Source organism: Winogradskyella sp. J14-2, assembly GCF_001971725.1.
GTDB lineage: Bacteria > Bacteroidota > Bacteroidia > Flavobacteriales > Flavobacteriaceae > Winogradskyella.
In genome coordinates this window covers 122,454-144,688 of sequence record NZ_CP019388.1, presented here as the reverse complement: position 1 = coordinate 144,688, position 22,235 = coordinate 122,454, and the positions used below count along the sequence as shown (strand labels likewise).

The 22,235-nt window shown below is 37.4% G+C and carries 11 protein-coding genes; all 11 read right to left on the bottom strand.

Annotated elements, in window-relative coordinates; all coding sequences use genetic code 11:
• Positions 1-160: 160 nt before the first annotated feature.
• Positions 161-1,081, bottom strand: coding sequence for a phospholipase D family protein (locus BWZ20_RS00790; protein WP_076614977.1), 921 nt, complete (start codon positions 1,079-1,081; stop codon positions 161-163).
• Positions 1,082-1,118: 37 nt separating this feature from the next.
• Positions 1,119-4,121, bottom strand: coding sequence for a type I restriction endonuclease subunit R (locus BWZ20_RS00785; RefSeq protein ID WP_076614974.1), 3,003 nt, complete (start codon positions 4,119-4,121; stop codon positions 1,119-1,121).
• A 155-nt stretch (positions 4,122-4,276) separates the two neighbouring features.
• Complete coding sequence (locus BWZ20_RS00780) at positions 4,277-4,606, bottom strand: GIY-YIG nuclease family protein (RefSeq protein ID WP_076614972.1); 330 nt, start codon at positions 4,604-4,606, stop codon at positions 4,277-4,279.
• A gap of 146 nt (positions 4,607-4,752) precedes the next feature.
• Complete coding sequence (locus BWZ20_RS00775; RefSeq protein WP_083677127.1) at positions 4,753-4,908, bottom strand: DUF1737 domain-containing protein; 156 nt, start codon at positions 4,906-4,908, stop codon at positions 4,753-4,755.
• 155 nt (positions 4,909-5,063) lie between these two features.
• The gene (locus BWZ20_RS15355; protein WP_076614969.1) at positions 5,064-6,404 is read right to left on the bottom strand and encodes a restriction endonuclease subunit S; all 1,341 of its coding nucleotides are present in this window, start codon (positions 6,402-6,404) and stop codon (positions 5,064-5,066) included.
• 3 nt (positions 6,405-6,407) lie between these two features.
• Positions 6,408-9,305, bottom strand: a complete 2,898-nt coding sequence (locus BWZ20_RS00765) for a P-loop NTPase fold protein (protein ID WP_198034963.1) — start codon at positions 9,303-9,305, stop codon at positions 6,408-6,410.
• A 177-nt stretch (positions 9,306-9,482) separates the two neighbouring features.
• Positions 9,483-11,150, bottom strand: coding sequence for a type I restriction-modification system subunit M (locus BWZ20_RS00760; RefSeq protein ID WP_076614964.1), 1,668 nt, complete (start codon positions 11,148-11,150; stop codon positions 9,483-9,485).
• 294 nt (positions 11,151-11,444) lie between these two features.
• Positions 11,445-12,395: a hypothetical protein gene (locus BWZ20_RS00755; RefSeq protein WP_076614961.1), complete on the bottom strand. Its 951-nt coding sequence runs from the start codon at positions 12,393-12,395 to the stop codon at positions 11,445-11,447.
• A 247-nt stretch (positions 12,396-12,642) separates the two neighbouring features.
• Complete coding sequence (locus BWZ20_RS00750; RefSeq protein WP_083677126.1) at positions 12,643-12,933, bottom strand: DUF2188 domain-containing protein; 291 nt, start codon at positions 12,931-12,933, stop codon at positions 12,643-12,645.
• Between the two features lie 2,121 nt (positions 12,934-15,054).
• Positions 15,055-16,056, bottom strand: coding sequence for a PorP/SprF family type IX secretion system membrane protein (locus tag BWZ20_RS00745; RefSeq protein WP_076614959.1), 1,002 nt, complete (start codon positions 16,054-16,056; stop codon positions 15,055-15,057).
• Positions 16,057-16,061: 5 nt separating this feature from the next.
• A complete protein-coding gene (locus BWZ20_RS00740) occupies positions 16,062-22,112 on the bottom strand; it encodes a PKD domain-containing protein (RefSeq protein ID WP_076614956.1) in 6,051 nt (2,016 codons plus the stop codon).
• Positions 22,113-22,235: the final 123 nt, after the last annotated feature.

The window sequence follows — 22,235 nt, the reverse complement described above, 5'->3', positions numbered from 1 at the left end:
AAAACAGCACTGTCATTGCGAGGAATGAAATGACGAAGCAAGCGCACCATGATACTGTCATTGCGAGCGAGGGACGAGCGTGGCAATCTACTTATTGATACCTATACCTTTCATAAGATTCCTTCGCTATACTCGGAATGACATTATCTAATTGGTAATTTTACCAAGGGTCGTTAGTCCATTTAGTTTGATACGTTAATATAGGGTTTGCCATGCTAGTACGACCATTTGATTTTTTACCAGTCTTATGACAGTAGTTCTCTGGAAAATCATAGTCTTTATATTGGTTCCATACCTTCCAAGCTTCTAAACTCATTGGTTGTTCTGGGTTGTATGGTATTCTCTCGCCTGTTCTTATACAGTAGCCCAAATTTTCATTTGTAAGTTTTTTATTTCTTTTAATCGTTTTAGAAGTATTAGAATCTAGATTTCTTGTTGGTTTTGTATCAAACTTCTTCTGTATTATAGTTTCTGTTTCAATATCAAAATCATCAAAACACTTTTTCTCATAGTTATTAGAGTAGTTAAAAAAATTTGATGTTACATCAAAAATCACTCTAGAGCCCATGTTATCCTTTTTTAAGCCAAATAGTGCTTTAGAAAATTGTGGTTTTTTTAAGAATACAACATCGCTTAGCTTATGGACTAACTGATGCGTATAATTATAAGTTTCTTCATATAGCCTATCTATAGGATTAAGTGGTGTTTTTGCAAAGTACACGCCATATTCTATATTGTTTACCATAGAATAACCATACAGATTTAAAGATGTTATTAAACCTTCACTCTCATTAGCATAATGTTTGGCATGTAGGTTTTTATTGTAAAGGATTACTATATTCTTAAATTCTTTAAAATAATTAAAGTCTTCTTCTTTAAAGCTATTATATTTTGATTCTTCGTTTTTTCCAAAAACAATATATAGTGCAATTTTTGGTGTATGCTTTATCTTGTCTAAAATCGCTTTTGTATGTTCATCTAACTTTATAAAAGGTGATACTATAACTACATATTTTTTAGCCTCCCAAATGATATCAGTTAGTTTGCTTTCTAAGGCTTCTCCTGTTAAAAATGTACTCATTGTAGGTTATAAGTTTTATTAGTTTATTGAGTTAATATTATGCACTCCAATCACTAAACTGCCCTTCGGCCTGTTCCATGATTTCGGCTAGGATGTCGTTTAGTTTTGCAATGGATACTTTGCCTCTTAGTTCTTTTTTCACCGCTAGTCTTATAGCCGCTTTGGCATTTTCCTTTTTTGTCCAATCGAGTTGCAAATTGGATTTTACAGCCTTAACTACACCGTGCACAATATCTTGCATTGGTCCTTTTTCTTTGATGATATCTTGCTTTGCTGCCAGAATATCGTAAAAGGCCAGTTCTTCTTCTGATAAACCTAACTCTTCTGTACGTTTATCGTCTTTTTGGAGCTCTTGTGCGCGTTCTACCAATTCCACGATGGTAGCATAACTATCTAAGGCGTTGTTATGGTATTTATCAATAACCTTTTCTAATTCCTCTTTTAGGGATGTGTATTTTTTGATGTTTTTATGTAAACGCAGTTTGATTTCATTTTTAAGAATATTCTTGATGATTTCAATTTTTAAAGCGTTGCCATCTTTTTCTTTTTTGGCTCCTAGCAAAAAGGTCTCATCCAATATGGAAATATCTGGCTTTTCTATACCTGCCATAGCAAATACATCTACAATATTTTCGGATTCGATGCTCTGACTTATTAACTCCCTTATCATGTCTTTTTCGCCACCTCTTGGTGACGTTACCGTTGTTGCATTTCGAACGGCTTTGGAAACGTGTTGTGCAAATATGACCTCTACTGCAAACTCCTGAATGGCTGGCTGACTCTTTACTATAGATAACAAGCCTGATAGCTTTTTCTCTTCTTTCATAAAGCCTTTAGCCTCATCCTCATCTTTTACTAAATGATTTACCGCATTTTTAACTAACAATACTTTATCTGCTTCACGCAAAGCCTTCCAATTACTATAATCTACTGTTTCTGGTAACATGGCCTTACAGACCTCAACCTGATTAAAAAACAATTCTAAAGCCTGCTCCATATCAATGGTTGGTCTGCCCTTGCCTCCACCTCCTGTATATTTATCGGTTGCTGTTTTTAAGTTGTCGCCAATACCAATATAATCTACAATAACACCGTTTTCTTTGTCCTTAAATACACGATTGGTACGTGTAATGGCTTGCATTAGGTTATGCCCTTTCATAATCTTATCGACGTACATGGTATGTACACAAGGAGCATCAAAACCTGTGAGCCACATATCGCGCACGATGACAATTTTTAAAGGGTCGTCTAGGTTTCTAAAGCGTTTTTTTAAGGCTTCAGTCGCATCTTTGGTACGGATATGCTCGTTCCATTCTATTGGGTCTTTTGAGATATTACCTGTCATGACTACCGCCACTTCTGGACAATCCTCTAAAGCCGTTAAGGCATTGTACATTTTTACGCAATTGCGGCGACTCATACAAACGACCATGGCTTTTCCGTCTAAGGTTGCTATACGTTTGGTAAAATGTTGTAAAATGTCTTTGGCAATTTTATTGACACGGTCTTCGCTACCTGCTGCATCTTCAATCGCTGCCCATTTAAGATTGCCTGTATCTTCTTGTTCCCATAATATATTATCCGCATCCTTGTCTATATCCTCATTCCAAAGGTGCAGTTTTGCTAAACGTGGTTCGTAATAAATATTTACGGTGGCTTTATCTTCAACCGCTTGTTTGATATCGTAGGTATGTATCACATTTCCGAAGACCTCTTCTGTATCGGCATCCTTACTATCTACAGGTGTACCTGTAAAGCCAATAAAGGATGCTTTTGGCAAGGCTTTTCTGAGGTTAGACGCAAAGCCATCTAATAAACCGTATTGGGTTCTGTGGGCTTCGTCTGCCATGACGATAATGTTTTCACGCTCTGATAAGACAGGATGCTCCAATTCGCCCAAAGCGTCGTCTGTGGTTTGTTTGAGGCGGAACTTTTCAATGGTGGTAAAAATCACACCACCAGCACCAGCCGATAACAATTGTCTTAAATCGTTGGTACTTTCGGCATGTTGTACCTCACCTACCAAATCTTTAGCCAATACAAAATTCTCGTAGAGTTGCATGTCTAAATCGCTACGGTCCACCTGCACTACAATGGTTGGATTCTTTAATTCTGGTAAACTCCTAAGAATCCCAGTATAAATGGCCATTGAAATACTTTTACCAGACCCTTGGGTATGCCATATAACACCGATACGACCATCGCCAAAGGGACGAACCGATTGCTTTGCAGCTTCTACGGCAAAGTTAACTCCAAAAAACTGATGGTATTTGGCGCCTTTTTTTATGAGCGAGCCGTTATGGTCTTCGTGAAAGATGAAGTTTTTGATGTAGTTGAGCAATCGTTCTTTAGGAAACAAACCAAACAACAAGGTGTGCATTTGGAAATCGTCTTCTTGAACCGTCTCTTTGCCATTGATACTTTTCCAAGGGGCGAACCACTCCATACCACTACTAAACATGCCATGTTGAGCTTCGTTACCATCGCTAATAATGGTGAGTGCGTTGTACTCAAACAACTGCGGAATGTCTTTTATGTAATGCTCTATTTGGTTGTGTGCTTCTTTAAGATTGGTGTTTTGGTCGTACCAATTTTTGAGCTCAAATACAATTAAGGGCAAGCCATTGATGTAAATGATAATGTCTGGTCTGCGTTTGTTTTTGCCTGTAATGGTGAACTGATTGACTGCCCAAAAGCTATTGTTTTCTGGGTGCTCAAAATCTATAGGATAGATATGTACCGCTTTTTCATTGCCTTGAGCATCTTCATAATCTAAATCGATGCCTTTGGTGCATTTAAGGTGAAAGCTACGGTTGCGATGCTCTAGGTCTGCACCCACATTATTGGTAAACTCACCAACGGCAAGTGTTTGTAACTCTGGTGATAATTGTGGGTAGGTTTTTTGTATAAATGCCAAAAGCACATCTTTTAGCACAACGTCTTTAGGATGGTGTGCTATAGCTGTACCGTCTTTATGCGTATAGCCTAGGTCTTCTAACCAGTCTATGGTGGCTTGTTCTATAGTGGCTTCTGTTGTCATAATTATACGGTCATTGCGAGACCTTGTTTATGTCATTGCGAGCGTAGCACGGCAATCTGTTTGTTGTTACTGTCATTGCGAGCGTAGCGCGGCAATCTGTTTGTTGTTACTGTCATTGCGAGCGTAGCGCGGCAATCGGTTTGTTGCTTTGTTCTTCACATCATGAAATTACTTCGTCCTACGTCCGCATAATGACGTTTTACGGTTTCGGTTAAATCATCCCAATTAGGATTTATACTTTCTATTAATTTTATTTTCTTTGCTCTACTTCCTGCTTTTATTTGCTTTTCTCTTGCTATGGCGTCACCAATCATTTGAAAGGATTCGTAATACACTAATTTATTTAAATTGTATTTAGCGGCAAACGATTTTTTGTCAGTTTTATCTTTATGCTGTTTAAGACGTTGCACAAGGTTAGCCGTGACACCAGTATAAAGCGTCGTATTATTTTTATTGGTTAGTATGTAGACAAATCCTGGTTTCATTTTTATGTCATTGCGATATTGACGTTTGCAGTCAACAGTGGCAATCTGTTTATCGTCCCCGTCATTGCGAGCGTAGCGTGGCAATCTGTTTGTTTTTTGTCCTTCACTTAATGAGATTGCTTCACTGCGTTCGCAATGACGTTTTATTATGTCTTTATCATGGCTTGCATATGGTAATTGCTAATACCGTCTGTTCTGGCATAAGACACACCTCCTTGAGGTAGCCAACCCTTTTTAATATCAGAATTGACAGCCTCCACCAACCCAGATACTTCTATATAACATAATACTTTATATTCCATAGTTATTATTATTTGTTCTTCATGTCATAATTTTGCTGTCATTGCGACCAAAGCGCGGCAATCTGTTTGTTGTTACTGTCATTGCGACCAAAGCGCGGCAATCTGTTTGTTGTTACTGTCATTGCGAGCGTAGCGCGGCAATCTGTTTGTTTATTCTATACTTCATAAGATTGCGTCGTTCCTTCCTCACTCGCAATGACGGATTCTACTTGTTCTTTAAATTCCTTTAAACGCACCTCACCACTAATAAGCTTTGGTAATAGTGTGTCGCGAAGTTGAGTTAAGGATTGGTTTTCTTTTGTGTTATTAAATATTTGTTCGTCTAAATAGCTCATGTTTTTTTCAAATGAGTTCAATACTGTACTTGTCGGCATAATAACTTCAATTTCTTCAAAACGTGACTTATTAATTATTGGCATTGTAGTACCTGCACCTGCTAGCATTTTTAGCATTGAATAATTGTAAACAAAAAAACAATACATATACAGAAAGTGGTTTGTCTTTAAAGAATTAATTTGTTGGTTAGTCAAACAATTTGTTTTGCAAAGTGCAACTTTCCCCATATCTGAACCAATACAAGTGACCACTACTGAATTTTTTGGAATTATTTTTTTAGTGTACTTTTCAATCCCAGAGTTTGACAAACCACGATTGGCATTAAGAATGTGCTTTCCATAGTTTTTGAAATCGGTCGGTGTGACAAACGGTACTTCATTACCATAATGTTCTGGATATTTCTTTGATGGTGTATTACCAGTAACAACCTCACCTAAATCCTTAACTTTTCTCACTTCCCAACCTTTAGGAATTGGTCCTAGTTCGCTGTCGGTGAATTCGCCACCAGCGGATTTGTAGCCTATTGGTTGAGACCCAGAAACGAGTTCAGGGTTTCGATTTTCCTGTGATACAGGAAATTCGAAATCTACAAACCAATGTTTGTAGAGCGCCATGGCCATGTCTTCTAAGGTTTTGTTGATGGCTAGGTTGTTTTCTATTTTGTCGTCTATGGCTGAGAGGATGTTGGCTATGGCTTTTTGTTCTGGTAGTGGTGGTAGGTTGAGTTCATGTTCTCTCATGGATTTAAGAGATACATTTTTTATTACAGAACCTGTCGCGTTGTTTTCTAAAAACCTTCTAAAATCTGACGTTGAAACATAGTGTTTAATAAATTCTTTATGGACATCTTCCTTTACATTGAAATAACAAGCGCTTTTACCAAGGACGACTTTTTCACTATTGTATGTTGCTACATTACCCAACGTCCCATTAATAGAAACAAAAATTGTTCTATCATTTAAAGGCTTTTGATATTTTATAAATTGGTCTCTATTTACTCGTTTAGTATTTTGTTTAATCTCAATTTTACCATCAGTTAAATTATTCCCATTTATAAAATAATATTCTCCATCAGGCGAATATTTCGGTGTGCCATGTAAGCCATCACCCAACTTAGTTGTGAGTTCTTCAAGTTTATATGTTTTCCAGTTGTTTGGCATTAGTTACAATTGTGTTGATTGTGCACTTTGCAATGAAATGAGCTGTAAAGTCACTTCATCAGTTAGTTTAATTAATTCTTTATCTACTATTTTTCTTCTCCATGGTCTAAAATTTTTATTATTAATAGTAAACATATTACTCGCAATAGCCTCAAGGGCTTTTAAAATTTCAATGGCAAAATTTAATCTAAATTTTTTGTCGTGATTAATGAATAAATAATGAAATTCGCCTGAGCTAAAAGAAGCAAAACGCATTGATGGGAAATTTTCAGTAGAAATATTCACCTTGTACGTTGTGCTCAATAGCAAGTTGTCATTAGCGTTTTGTCTTTTCCTTATTTCAATTAGCTCTTCTATCAATTCTTTGCTATTAGTTTTAAATACCAATTGTGTAATGTTGGCATCTTCATCATAACTGCCTCTTCCAGGTATTTCTACTTTATTTTTAATTTTATCTAGCATTAATCTAGAATTCTTGAAATTGTACACTATTGGTACAACATAACCTGTTATAGCATGTAATTCGTATAACTCTAAAAATTCTTTGGTTGCTCTAGAAGGATTTTTTGAATGATTTTTTACAAACTCATGATATTTACGGATACTGCCAAAAATTTCAGATACCGTATTAGATATTTGAAATGATGATAACGAAAAAGCCGGTGTATCTGTACTTTGAGCACATAACAATTCAATATTATTTTTAGACCAAAACGTTCTAATTTCTTTATTCAGAGCCTCTTTTAAACCATCTATATGCTTTAAAAGGTGATAATACTTATAAAATGAAAAATCAGTTACCGACCAAAGTTGATTATGGTGCTTGGATAAATACTTTTTAAATAATTCTAGCGTCTTTTTAGATATATACTCCTCGGTAAGATGCCACAAGTTATTGTCTTCCTTTGCTTCCCATAATTCTCCTAAAATGTTTAACTTATTTTCAGTAGAAAGTAAATTACCCTCAAAAATATCTGCCTTCATCCAATTAACCTGCTCTTGATTTACTTTGTCATTATCTTGTATGAGACGCTCAACATATACTGCTATTCTATTGAGTAGTTGTTGGTCTGTAATATTATAATCTGTTCTTTTTTCATATAGTCTAAATAGTACTAAAGTTATCTGAGAAAGAATTAGATGTTTGTCGGTATTGTAGTAATCCAATCTATCCAATAACTGAAGAAATTTATTTTGGGTGTGAAGATTTTCTAATATCTCATGTCGCTTTTCTATGTCACCTTCGTGTATAACTAAATTGAATTCGCGCTCCGTTAGTACATTTTCAAAAACTCTTTGCTGCATTAACATTTTGAAGTTCTGAGCCTCTTTAATCGAGTTAAATGTTTCTTTTTTATTCTGGTCTCCAAATAAATAGGCTAAGGTTTTCGAAAGCAATAAAGCATCATCGCAATCTATACCCAAAAGTTTTTTAAGGCAATCCTCTTCTTGGGATAATAACTCTGAAACGGCATACTTGTCAAGAAAGCTATAATCATTATACTCCGTATTACCAAGTAGAACAATGTTATCTAAAGTGGGTACATATTTTTTTTCACTCTTCTCATCATTTTTAGGTGGTTTTTCTTTTAATTTGTATTGTCCGTTTTCTAATTTCAAGAAGTCTAATCGATTGTGATTTAATAGTTCCATAAACTTTGGAAACTTTAACTTAAAATATGTAAAGTTCATAAAATCCTTGAAGTTTATTTCTTCTCTTAAAAAGTTATAATCAAAAATTATTTGGTTAACCAGACGTTTTGCGTCTCGTAAATTCTTGATATAATCTTCAAATAAATTGTCCTTATGATTAATACCTCTTTCTAGCTTCGATTTAAAATCGGATGTTGAGTTTAAAACGGATTGATTTAATTTTTCATAAACAAACTTTCTAAGAATGTTCTTATCTATTTCTGGTAAATAAATCTCTAACTGAAAAAACTTATCTATAAAACGCGTGCTAGAAATATTGTTCTCTGCCTTTAATCGCTTAACGACATAATCCTTATCCATAGCTACAACAAAAATAGTATTTCGAAAATCTGCAGTATTTCTTATCAGTTTTAAAATTTGTATAATTTCCTTTCCACTTAATCTATCCAAATCATCTACAAAGACAATTATCTTTTTATCAATTTCTTTTAACCGTTTATTGATGTTATCATAAAGCTCTTTTGCAGATGATTGATCAATGGTTGTGACATGTTTTTCGAACAAATTAAATGCATTACCGCCTTTGTAAACATCTGTTAACTTTTTGGCATAATCAAGTATTTGACTAGATAGTTTACCATTAAATTTCGATATCTGATTACTCAATGCAATGAAAAATTCATTGATTATATCTTCTTCCTTATGGTTTAAGTAAGGCAGAAAATGTATGACTACTCTATCATGATATGACTCAATAGTTTTCAATTGCTTTTGCGACATTTCAATAACACTGGATTTACCATTTCCCCATGGTCCAACTAATCCTATTGCAATTGACTTTTCAAAATTCTCGTTTAATAAGATATTTGTTAAGCTCTTAATTTTTGGACCATAACTCAATAAATCCTTTTTTTCATCAAGAACAGGATCATCACTTAGATATGTATTATCACCTTTATTGAAATTAAATCGACTGGTTGGAAATAGGTACTCCAGTTTTTGAAAAAAATTGATTACCAGAAAAAAATATACTACTACTGATAGCGATATGAATACATATTGAATGTATTCTATATTAAAAAAAGAGTCTTTCAAATAATCCCAAGGTAAATTCTCTCTATTCTGTTGAAAATAAACTATTAGGAATATGGCAGTTGCAACAGTTAACTTTTGAGAAAATGATGGTTTGTAATTATAAGCAATTAATTTATACAGTGTATAAACTGTCCAAATGAAAACTACAACCATTATAATAACATCTAGATAACTATTAGAAAAGTTATTATTTATAGTTAAATACTTTTCAATAAAGCTTATGATCGCGTATTGGAAATAAAAAAAAGAAACAAATAAAATCGCACTAAAAAGCATCTTCTTATTGAATATACTTGAAGCAACTTTATTTATTGATTTCTTTAATTTCATTTAAAACTTCTTAAAATTCTCTAAAATCTGTTGTTGTAGCTCGTTACCTTTAGCAAACTGGGTTTGCAATTGGGCCTTTAAGGTTTCCATTTTATCTTCAAATGGGATGCCGTCGTCTTCAACCGCTTCGGTGCCTACGTAGATGCCTGGTGTAAGTTTGTAGTCTTGCTTGGCGATTTCTTCTATGGTGGCGCTGTAGCAGAAGCCATCGATGTTTTCGTATAATTGGGACGCTGTGGTATCATTTGCTTCTCGATACAATTCACGCGTTCCTCGAGAATCACTCGAAGTGACGTTCGTTGTGTTATTACTATTGCGCCAAGCATGGTAGGTGTCTGTAGCTTTTTGTAGGTCGGCTTCGTCAAAAACACGTAGTTTACGGCTTTCCATACGCCCTAGTTTAGACATATCTATAAACAGGACTTCGTTTAACCGCTCTCGGTGTTCGCCATCTTTACCGTCTCTGTTTTTACTTAAAATAAAAATACAGGCTGGAATGCCTGTGGTTAAAAAGAGTTTGTCTGGTAGGCGCACAATACAATCTACCATACCATTATCTACCATAAACTGGCGGACGTTTTTTTCGCCTTTGTTATTGGAAGTCATCGCGCCATTTGCCATAACGACGGCTGCTGTACCTCTATCACTTAAGTGACTCCAAAAGGTTTGCATCCACATAAAGTTAGCGTTGCCATCTGTGGTGAATTCTTCTTTGGGCCCAAATAGTCGCGGGTCGTTTTCAGGTAAATCTTCTGGGTGCCATTGGCTGACGTTGAATGGTGGGTTTACGATAATATAATCGGCTTTTAGGTCTGGGAACTTGTCTTGTAATAAGGAATCGCCTAGTCTGACATCGAACGATAAGTCGCGTAGGGCGAGGTTCATTTTACAGAGTCGTAAAGTGCCATCGTAGCGCTCTTGTCCATAGATGGAAATGTTCTTTTTATCTCCTCCATGGGCTTGCAAAAACTTTAACGATTGCACAAACATGCCACCAGAGCCGCAGGCATTATCAAATATTTTACCTTGGTAAGGTTCAATCATTTCTACCATAAGGCGCACGATGCTGCTTGGTGTAAAGAATTGCCCTGCACCAGAGCCTTCGGCAATGGCGAACTTGCCAATGTAATATTCGTAAACTCGACCAAGTATATCGCTACCTGGATTTTCGTTTTCGGAAAGCTTAGGATTTGCCAATAAGTTGATTAAACCAGCCACTTGCTTTGGCGTGAGTTGGCTTTTAACAAAGATGCGTGGTAGGATTCCTTTAAGATCTGGTCTGTATTGTGCTAAGGTATCGTCTAGCATATCAAACGCATCATCTACCAAGACTTTAATGTTATCTTGCTCAGCATTATCCTGTAGGAATTGCCATGTGGCTTCATTTGGGATGATATAAGTGTTTTTAGAGAGGTACTCGTCTGGGTCTTCTAGAATGTATTGTCTTTCGTCTGGGTCTTGTGTGTAATAGTCGGAACTCTCATCGTTAAATGCTTCTATAAGCTCGTCCTTGCGGGCTTGATACCGTTCTGACAGATGTTTTAAAAATATAAGCGGTAAGACGTAGTCTTTATATTGGTTTTCGGCTACGGCACCGCGCAACTCGTTGGCTGCTTTCCACAGTTCTTGCTCGAAATTGATGTCGGCTTTGGTTTTTAATTTTGACATGTATCAGTTTTATAAAACAAATAAAGCGGCTCGTATTTGAGTCGCTATTAATTAAGGGAGCCTAAATATAAAAAATTGTACCGATATGCATAACAATCTATACATGGTTATTTTGTAACTTGCCATAAAGCTAAAGTGTAGTACCTAACGGACTGCATCCGTTAAGGCAATGGCTTTAGCATAACCCAATGGTTTTTGGCTGGGGCAGGCGGCGTACATTGTATAAACCTGCAGATCCCAGCCTTTTTTTAGAACAATAAACTAAACTTGGAATATTAAGGTAAATACACACCATTATAAACCTAACGCAATAGAAAAATTATTCTTTGTACCGGCTATGGTTTCTTGGAAGTAATGTTGATATCCAATCTTAAGATTAAACTTGCTGCCTTCAGCAATGTTAAACGAAAAATAGGATTGAAATGACGTTACAAAATCCTTATCAGTATTAAACAGTTTCTGAATGACATCCGCGTCACCGACCGCACCCTGTAGCATGGCAGACACCAACCATTCCCCTTTTTCGTAATCGCCCTGTTTATTGTAAATACCGGCTTCACCATGTCCTGTTAAGGTAAAGCCAATACCACCAGAGCCTACAACTTCGAGATCATAATCATTAGTTTCAGTATTTTGCACGTTAATGCCTCTGGCATCTGCATAAATCCCGAACAATAATTCTTCCTTGTATTTTTTATTACCACTGATTTTAAAAGATGGCATGATACGCAAAGTCACAGGCGCCGCTTCATAATCTAAAACATCAATAGCACTTGCGCCAGAAATAGAATCATAACTTGTAGACAGTTTAGAAATAATCATCACAGGGAGATTGTAGCGCCAGTTAGACGCAATTGAATCAACAGGAGTCATAAAATTGATTTTATAAAATAAAACTTGTGCATTTATAGAAGCCCTACTATCGGCGTTGTTTAAAACGTTCAACGCTAAAGAACTGCTTTTAAAAAACCCAACTTCATTAGTATCTTCCGTAGGTTCTATGTCTGCGTCATCCATAATTTGTTCTTTAAAATCTGTCATACTAAAAGAACTAAGCGTGCCCTTGTCTTTTTCTGCTTTTATTAACTTAACAATATCAACACGTTCATAGCGTTTTTCAGAGTCATCAGAGCCGGTACGCGTCGCTTTTACATAGGTTGGCTCCATAGCAAGTGTTGTAAAAGGTGCTTGCGCTTGAGCTGCAAAAGAGAACATTACTAAAATTGAATACATAAAACGTTTCATAATCTTTTGGGTTTAATTGGTTAATACTCAAAATTATAAAGGCACACCAAAGCAAACCATACCCAGTAATAGGTATATTGAGTTACGGTGCAGTCAACAACTAAGGGAATAACGTATTGCCGCTATATAAAAAAGAAACAAAAGGGATTACTAAAAGATAAACATTAGGGTAACACCTTGATATTAAACCAGATAAATAACAAAAATAGTCTTTAAGAAGTAAGAGACTTTACAGAAAATAACGACATTATCGGTGCCTGTAACTCATTCGCTTACGGATGCCACCACTAGCACGGTGGATAATAACATCGGCATTATAGCGCTTGGCAAGGGTTTTGGCTTTACGGATTGCAGTGCCCTGCTTACGATGCTTAGACGTAACACGTTGGTTGCCCTCACGACGCACAGCCCAACCATCCTCATACGGCACCACATGCTGATGCCAAGTACGCTTTGGAGCCGCATTATAACCTAAAGCATTCAGAATAGCTGTAATCAATTGCTGAACAGCATCAGCCAACGTATTTTGTTTGGGCATTGTTGGTATTTAAGAGTCGTAAATATAATAAAACAAACCACATCTAGCACGTCATTGCGAGAAGCGCAGCGACGTGGCAATCTGTTTTTTTATTAAATCAATTACGCTTTTGTCATTCCGTGCTGTCCCACTGAGCGCAGTCGAAGTGTCATTGCGAGAAGCGCAGCGACATGGCAATCTGCTCATTAATAACCAAACCACCTCTAACGTCACTTCGAGTGATTTGCGAAACATGAGCAAATCGTATCGAGAAGCAAGTGATTTACGAAACTACCAAAACCAAAATATAGTTTTAATGATAACACCCTAACCACCCCTAGCGTCACTTCGAGTGATTTGCGAAACTATCGAAATCAAAATACATTTTGATTGAAGATACCTAAGCGAAGCTTAAGCAAATAGTATCGAGAAGCAAGTCATTGGCAAAACTACCAAAACCAAAATACATTTTAAATAATGATACCTTACAACGTAAACTGAAGTGTCATTACGAGAAGCGCAGCGACGTGGCAATCTTCATATTAATAACCAAAACCACACCTAGCGTCACTTCGAGTGATTTGCGAAACATGAGCAAATAGTATCGAGAAGCGCGTCATTAGCAAAACTACCAAAACCAAAATATAGTTTTAATAATGATACCTCACAACGCAAACCATAGTGTCATTGCGAGAAGCGCAGCGACATGGCAATCTGCTCATTAATAACCAAACCACCTCTAACGTCACTTCGAGTGATTTGCGAAACATGAGCAAATCGTATCGAGAAGCAAGTGATTTGCGAAACTACCAAAACCAAAATATAGTTTTAATGATAACACCCTAACCACCCCTAACGTCACTTCGAGTGATTTGTGAAGCGACGAGCAAATCGTATCGAGAAGCAAGTGATTTGCGAAACTACCAAAACCAAAATATAGTTTTAATGATAACACCCTAACCACCCCTAACGTCACTTCGAGTGATTTGCGAAACATGAGCAAATTGTATCGAGAAGCAAGTGATTTACGAAACCACCAAAACCAAAATATAGTTTTAATAATGATACCTTACAACGCAAACCGAAGTGTCATTGCGAGTGATTTGCGAAACATGAGCAAATTGTATCGAGAAGCGAGTGATATTCGAAACTACCAAAATCAAAATATAGTTTTAATGATAACACCCTAACCACCCCTAGCGTCACTTCGAGTGATTTGCGAAGCATGAGCAAATTGTATCGAGAAGCGAGTGATTTGCGAAACATGAGCAAATTGTATCGAGAAGCGAGTGATTTGCGAAACTATCGAAATCAAAATACATTTTGATTGAAGATACCTAAGCGAAGCTTAAGCAAATTGTATCGAGAAGCGAGTGATTTGCGAAACTTAAACAAATAGTATCGAGAAGCAAGTGATTTGCGAAACTATCAAAACCAAAATATAGTTTTAATGATAACACCCTAAACACCCCAAGCGTCACTTCGAGTGATTTGCGAAGCATGAGCAAATAGTATCGAGAAGCGCGTCATTAGCAAAACTACCAAAATCAAAATATAGTTTTAATAATGATACCTTACAACGCAAACCGAAGTGTCATTGCGAGAAGCGTAGCGACGTGGCAATCTGTTTTTTTATTAAATCAATTACACTTTTGTCATTCCGTGCTGTCCCACTGAGCGCAGTCGAAGTGTGACACGGAATCTAGCATTGAATTTATAGCTTTGGCCTCTATGTCGTTACGTTCATTTTTGAAGCACCAAAAATGAACCAAAAAGTGCTTCGCTGTAAGAGGAAATCACTGCGTGCCACTCGCTCTAGTGCTTGTAAGACTTAGAGTTAATTATAACTTTAACTTTCAATCCTTGATATTGCTTACAAATTTAGTTTTACAGCTCGTTATTTCTGCTTTCAGCGGTTTCCGACCTAGTCGGAAGTTCAAGTGCGATGAGGTGTTGATTATATATTTATGAAATGTAATTGCGAGCAAGGAACAAACGCAGCAATCTGTATATTAATAATCAAACCCTAACTACCAACTACTAACTACTAACTACTAACTACTAACTACTAACTACTAACTTCTAACTTCTAACTTCTAACTTCCAACTACTAACTTCTAACTTCTAACTTCTAACTTCTAACTACTTCTTCCGACTACGATCCGTATTACAACGTCTACAACGCGACAAATAGGTCATAGACAGCTCATACACCCCATCAGTACGACCAATATTTGAGGTATTCTTATCATAAGAAAAACCAAAACGAAAAGTTTGATACTCAAAGCCTACAAAGGCATTAACCGAAGTCAATAAATGAGCATTACCATCATTACGCGCAGGATTCGTTGCTGCCGTGAGGCCTAACAATATAGCATCAAGCTGAAATATAGTACCAACATCCAATCGGTTATAAGGCCCTTGCACCATAAGGTTAGTCGTCATCATAATAGTATTATCATGTAAAAACGGAAAACGAACATTACCATGAAACGAATAGAAAATATCAAGCGGTAACTTTTCACCTTCAACAATGGATATATTAGGACGATTAAGATGGCGTACCGAACCTCCAATCCAATAGCTGATATCATTAAAAGTTTGGCGTTCAACAATAAAACCTGCATTAATATCTAAAAAGTAAATACTATTCAATCGGCTTGCTAGTGGATCAACCGACACAGGATTGATAAACCCTGAATTAATATTAATCTGATCGGCTAAAGTTAAATTCCTAAAACGATTACTCTTATTCCCTACTCCCACCTCTATAGCTGGTCTAAAATACCAGCCATTATTAAGATTAATACGATGGGCATAGTTAAGGTTAACCTGGGCGTAATTATAATTATTAAACGATTCGTATTGCCAAACGGCATTGATACCAACACCAAAGCCAAGACTTGGACCATAATCATACGACTTATTCACATAAGCATACTGTGTGTGAATTTGCAAATCGAGATTAGGCCATTGCACACGACTCAAAATACCAGCCGCAATACGGTCGTTATCCTCAAAACCAGAAAAGGCAGGATTTAACGTTTCTTGTATATAGTTAGACTGTGTAAAAACCGGATCTTGAGCGCTAACGGTCCAACAGCATATAAGTATAATAAAGGTAAATATGGGTCTTAAAGTCATAAGGATTATTTTATAAATACAAAGGCGCCTTGGGCTGTGATGGTTTTACCATAAAAGGTTTTGGCACTAAAGGTGTAATAGTAATTGCCGTTTTCAGCAACCTCATCATTAATCTTCCCGTCCCAACCCGTAAAATTAGCATTGTCTTCAGTATAGATAAGACTGCCCCATGTATCGTAAATATGTAATTCTAAACTATTGAGACCCTCGTACACAGGCCCAAAGAAATCATTAATGCCATCCTCGTTTGGTGTAAAGGCATCTGGCATAATTAGTTTATAACCTTGCTCTACATACAAAGTAATGACGCGCTCATACACACAACCAAAAGGATACGTTACGGTTTGTGTAACCACATACGAACCTACAGCACTGTAGGTATGGGTTGGATTTTCCTCTCCTGAAAAACTACCATCACCAAAGTCCCACAAAACACTGAGATAATCACCTGTAGCCAAATTGGTAAAGCTAATAGGATCTGAAATTGAATACACACCAAAATTGCTAAACCCAAAAGAAGACAGCTCAAAATCTGGATCACCAAGCACAGGAATATCCACATTAAGACTATAATTGGTGGTACAACCTTGTGCGTCGGTGACTTCAAGCAGTACCAAACCATCAACATCGGTTGTCATAAGTTCATTATTAGCACCACTCACAGTACCACTAGACCAGTTATAGGTAAATGGTGGTACGCCACCACTGGCCATAGCCACAAAGGTTTGGTTTACGGTTTTGGTATCACAATCCACTTCAGATTGGGTATCCACATCCAAAGTCAAAGGTTCAAAACGGTTAACATTCCAACTGCCTTCGATGCTACAAGCATTAGCATCTGTGACCGTAACTACATAGGTGTTTGGTGGAATGGCTATTAAATCTTCCGTAGTCGCTCCATTAGACCAAGATACCGAGAATGGTGGTGTACCGCCTTGTATTAATAGGTTGATAGCACCACTATTGGGATCATCACAATCTAAAGCATCGGTAACATTGGCAGACAATTGTAAAGGTAAGACGTTAAAAATGGTAAAACTTTCCTGAATCACACAAGGAGTACCATCCGTAATAGTAACACTATAGGTACCTGGCGCTAAGTTATTACGCTCTACTCCTGCTGATGCGTCATCGTCCCAAACCACTGTAATAGGATCTAAGCCGCCTTGAAAATTAAGTACAATACTGGCATCATCTTCACCAGCGCAGGATATCTGTGTGACTACAGGGTCAATAAGAAAAATTGGCGCTTCATCTATAACAATGGGAAACGCACGCACGCAATCCTCAGCATCGGTAATGGTAATAGTATAGGTACCTGCGGAAAGGTTGGTCTGACTCATGCCTGTACCAAAATTACTCCAAGCCACATCATAAGGCGCTACACCTCCTGAAATATTATTAATGGTTATAGACGCATCATTATCTCCATAACACTCTATTTCAGTGGTGGTGACATCGATAGTGATTTGATCATTCTGAATAATTGTAACACTTAACGTATCTGTACAGTCAGAACTATCGGTTACCGTTAATGCATACGTACCTGCTAACAAGTTAGCGATATTAGCTGTGGTGCTTGTAAATCCATTAGGCCCTGTCCAACTATACGTATAATCTGGTCGACCACCAACAGTTGAAACTTCAATGGCTCCTGTAGCATTACCAAAACAAATAACATTGGTCTGACTTTGTAAAGTCACATCCAATAATGGTGGTTCTTCAATTACAAAAGTTGAACTGATAGGCCCACAAGTATTGGCATCGGTTACTGTAATAGCATAAGTGCCAGGTTCTAAACCGCTTAAATCTTCATCACTAGAAAACGGATTACCATTACGTGTCCAGTTATAGATATAAGGTTCTGTACCTCCACTGACGTCAATACTAATCTCGCCATCATTGGCGCCAAAACAAGATATGGTTTCTGGATCGAAATTAACGGCACTAAAAACAAGTTCATCAGGTTCGGTAATTATAAAGCTTTCATTATAGGGACAACCACCATCATCAAGAATATCTAAAGTATATGTTCCTGCTTCTAGGTTTGAAATGTTTGTCGCACTACTAACAAAACCGTTAGGACCAGTCCAACTCACTTGATAGGGATTCCCTGATATAAAAGGTACTCCACCCGTAATCGTAATACCAATAGAGGCATCATCCGAATTGAAACAACTGTTATTAACCACGGTTGAAGCCACCAAAATGGAAGGATTAACTGTTACTACAACTTCAAAATCAGCACCAATACAACCATTGGCATCTGGTGTAACCGTATACGTCACTGTTGCCGGATTAACCGTTGTATTTTCTAAAAATTGAGAAATAGTAGCACTTGCTGTGGGTTGTGCTGATGCACCTGTAATACTACCCGCAGGATTCACAACAGGATTAGACCAAGTGTACGTCGTCCCTACCGGAACCACATTAGTAGTAATAGTTTCTGGCAAAAATTCAAACGTATTGCCACTACATATTAAGACAGATCCATCAGCAATACTTGGAGTATTGTTAACAATGATTTCAGAAACATTTGATATAATTTCAGAACAACCACCTGTGTTAAACGTGATGATAACATAGTAATAGGTTGTACCTACAGTATCTACTATAGGCTGATATGTATCTGTTGTTGCACCAGCAATAGCAGTACCTGTGGTTGTATCATTCACGGTATTAGCATACCATTGGTAACTCGGTGTACCTGTGCCATTAGTATAAGCCACACTCAACGCTGCTGTGGTATCTCCTAAACACAACTCATCAGAAAGTGGTTGTGTTGTAAATTGGGCAGCTGCAGTGACCTCAACTGTGGCGACCGAACTCGTCACCTCACAACCAGATACATCTTGGGTTACAATACAGTAATAATAAAATGTACCCACCACATCCGAAGGTGGTGTATACGTCGCTGCTGTCGCACCTGCAATTGGTGTTCCAGTCGTTGTATCATTAACAGTGTTAACATACCATTGGTAAGAAATAGTCCCTAAGCCACCAGACACCTTAACATCTAAAGGATTAACATTGGTATTCTGACAAACACTTTGCATACCAAAATCAGGACTTGTAATCTCTGGATCGTCTACCACAGCAACTTCGGCGACTGCACTCACTAAGCCCGAACAACCACTACCTGTAAAACTCACCTCAACATAATAATAAAATGACCCTGAAGTCGTAAAAACAGGCGGAGTATAACTTGCTGATGTTGCACCTGCAATAGCAGTACCTCCTGTATTAGTATTTGCAGTATTACTGTACCATTGGTAAGTTACTGTTCCTGCTCCTCCAATAAGATTAACCGTAAGCGCTTCTGATGTTCCACCTACACAAATAGACTGTGTTGGTATTGGCTCTGTATCGATTTGCGCAACAGCTTCTACTGTAATTTCAGCAGTATCGGAAATAATTTCATTACAATCTCCTGTTGTAAACGTAATTACCACATAATAATATAGTGTACCAACACTATCAGTTGGTGGTGTATATGTTGGTCCATTAGCTCCTGCTATGACCGTACCACTTGTATTGTCATCAACCGTATTTACATACCATTGGTAACTTGGAGTACCTGTACCTTGATAGCTTACTGATAAATCATTTGGTGTACCATTAAGACATATGTCTTCGGCTTGCGGTTGCATATCTATGAAAGGTGCTGGCTCTACAGTGATGGTAAAATTCACGGATGGCCCAACACAACCATTGATATCGGGCGTTACAGTGTATATGAGATCTATTGGAGTACCCAAAGTATTGATAAGTGTTTGTGCCGGAATAGTATCTCCTGTGCCATTTGGAATAAAGCCTGTAAGGCCTGCAGGATTGTTAGACGTCCATGTATAAGTCGTATTCACATTATCTGACGTAAGCACTATGGCATTACTATCATTACCAGAACACAACGTTTGATCAAAATCGGTATTGGTTAGCGTTGGGCTTTCATTGACTGAAAAGTCTTCAGTAACCGTAGCAGTACCACAAGCATTAGTAACACTAAACGTCACGGTATAGTCGCCTGGTGTGGTGTAGCTAATAGTTCCTGGATCTAAGAGATTAGATGTAGCTGGTGTACCTCCAGGAAAAGACCAACTATAGGTTATGGTATCGGTAGTTGGCGCACAGGTAGTCACCATAGCTGTTGGATTAAAACTAGCCGCACCACAGGCATCAGCGATAGGATCAATACTAGCAACTGGAGGACGCTTTACATTAATCTGCTGAGTGGTTATAAAATCACCACACGAGTTGGTAATCGTCATGCTTATAATATAAATACCTGCATTTAAAAATTGAAACGATGGGTTTTCAGAGGTCTCATCTGTATTATCAGTAAAACCCCAAGATGCTGATGTACCACAAAAGTCAGAAGCATAAGTAACCTCCCACAAATACGTTTCACCACCACAAGACTGTGATAAGTCGGTAGTATTAGTCGCTGAAACATCAAGAGGAATACAACCGTCATTATTGTCTAAAGAAAAGTCTGCAACCAAATCTGGCTCTATGCAAATAGTCTTAACGACAGGTTCTGATATACCACAAAAGTTTTCTTCTGTTAAAGTCACTGTGTAAGTACCTGGTGTTGTATATGTATGTATTGGGTTTTCTAGATTTGAGGTAGTTCCATCACCAAAATCCCAATTATGTGCGGCTTGTGTAACGCAATTGGGTCCAAAACCTCCTTCGGTAAGGTTGGTAAATTGTACAGGTGTATTGACACAACTCGGACTCTCAAATTCAAAATCCACCTCAGGCTGCGTCAAAATAATAATAGGTCCTGCTGTTAATACGGTTTCTCCACAAGAGGTAGCAATAATTAAGGTGATGGTATAATTAGGATTTGGACAGTTAGATTCGGTGTATTCATGTGGAATTGGGAAAGGATCCGCCAATGCCGGATTATCAGGATCGTAATTAGCTACAGCGGCTATTAAATCATCTTGTGTGTACGTCGCCTGTGTACCATCTCCATAATCTACAAAATAAGTCGTATCGGGCGGATTAGGTCCCCAGGAACCGATAGCAAATGCAAGTTCATTGGCGGGCAAACATAAATTCACCGTATTTCCTGGGCTGATAATAGCACCTATGGGGTTACTTGAGTTTTTTACTAAAATGGTTTCTGTAGCATTACAACCACTATCTCCATAACCTGTAATTACCATATTAAACGACCCCAAATTGGCATAAGTATGCGATAGAGGAAAGGTAACATTAGTTTCCGATGTGCCATCTCCCCAATCAATATCATAAGAGGTAATACAGGCTGTAGATGTTGAAGTATTACCAACATTTACAGTGTACGCAGGATCCACAGTATTATTACCACAATTATCAAAAGGTGGAGTAAACTGTGCATCTAAATCTTCAAAACTTAAATCTGGACGCTGTTCAATATTCACGGTTTCTGAAACTAAAGCAGTACAACCATTGGCATCAGTAACCTCTAATGTTGCTGTGTAGTTTGAAAAACCACAGCCAAAAGCATCATAGATATGTAAAGGGTCTTCAGCGGTTGAAGTATTACCATCACCAAAAGACCAACTATAAGTGAAAGGCCCATTACCTAATGCTGTGGCATTAAAATTGACACCATCTGCAGAACAATCTCCATTATTAAAAGTAAAACTCACTGTTGGTGGGTTAGTAACAGTAACAGTTGCGGTATCATTGATAGCTTCCGTATCGTTATTAGCGTCTGTTACAGAAATTAATTCATAGGTATATGTACCTGCTACATTTGTATTTACAGGTAAGGTCGCAGAATCATTTGTGCCTGTTGTAGTAATCGTCTGATTAGCACCACCATTTACAGTATAGGTAAATGTGTAAGGCACATCACCATCAGAACCGGTAAAGGTAATTACAGGTTGCGGTGTCGCATTTAGGCAAACTGTGGTCGTGCCAGAAATACTAGCCGAAGGAGGTAATACTATTTTAGATTTGGGCTGATCCGTTCTAAATACATTTGATATATTATAAGCGGCAGCGATACCTATACATAAATAAAAAAGTAATGCAAAGGCATGGCGTTTATGATATTTCATAATTGATTAATAGCTAATTATCAAGGGTTAAAATAGAAAAAAATATATAGCATGAAATATCTAAACTGTTATTTTTCGTTTAGATTACTATAATTCCTTTAAACAGTAACACTCTAATGCTAA

Excerpts from the sequence above, each read along its gene's own strand:
- BWZ20_RS00790 (WP_076614977.1), bottom strand. The coding sequence starts at position 1,081 with ATGAGTACATTTTTAACAGGAGAAGCCTTAGAAAGCAAACTAACTGAT.
- BWZ20_RS00785 (WP_076614974.1), bottom strand. The coding sequence starts at position 4,121 with ATGACAACAGAAGCCACTATAGAACAAGCCACCATAGACTGGTTAGAA.
- BWZ20_RS00780 (WP_076614972.1), bottom strand. The coding sequence starts at position 4,606 with ATGAAACCAGGATTTGTCTACATACTAACCAATAAAAATAATACGACG.
- BWZ20_RS00775 (WP_083677127.1), bottom strand. The coding sequence starts at position 4,908 with ATGGAATATAAAGTATTATGTTATATAGAAGTATCTGGGTTGGTGGAG.
- BWZ20_RS15355 (WP_076614969.1), bottom strand. The coding sequence starts at position 6,404 with ATGCCAAACAACTGGAAAACATATAAACTTGAAGAACTCACAACTAAG.
- BWZ20_RS00765 (WP_198034963.1), bottom strand. The coding sequence starts at position 9,305 with ATGGTTGTAGTTTTCATTTGGACAGTTTATACACTGTATAAATTAATT.
- BWZ20_RS00760 (WP_076614964.1), bottom strand. The coding sequence starts at position 11,150 with ATGTCAAAATTAAAAACCAAAGCCGACATCAATTTCGAGCAAGAACTG.
- BWZ20_RS00755 (WP_076614961.1), bottom strand. The coding sequence starts at position 12,395 with ATGAAACGTTTTATGTATTCAATTTTAGTAATGTTCTCTTTTGCAGCT.
- BWZ20_RS00750 (WP_083677126.1), bottom strand. The coding sequence starts at position 12,933 with ATGCCCAAACAAAATACGTTGGCTGATGCTGTTCAGCAATTGATTACA.
- BWZ20_RS00745 (WP_076614959.1), bottom strand. The coding sequence starts at position 16,056 with ATGACTTTAAGACCCATATTTACCTTTATTATACTTATATGCTGTTGG.
- BWZ20_RS00740 (WP_076614956.1), bottom strand. The coding sequence starts at position 22,112 with ATGAAATATCATAAACGCCATGCCTTTGCATTACTTTTTTATTTATGT.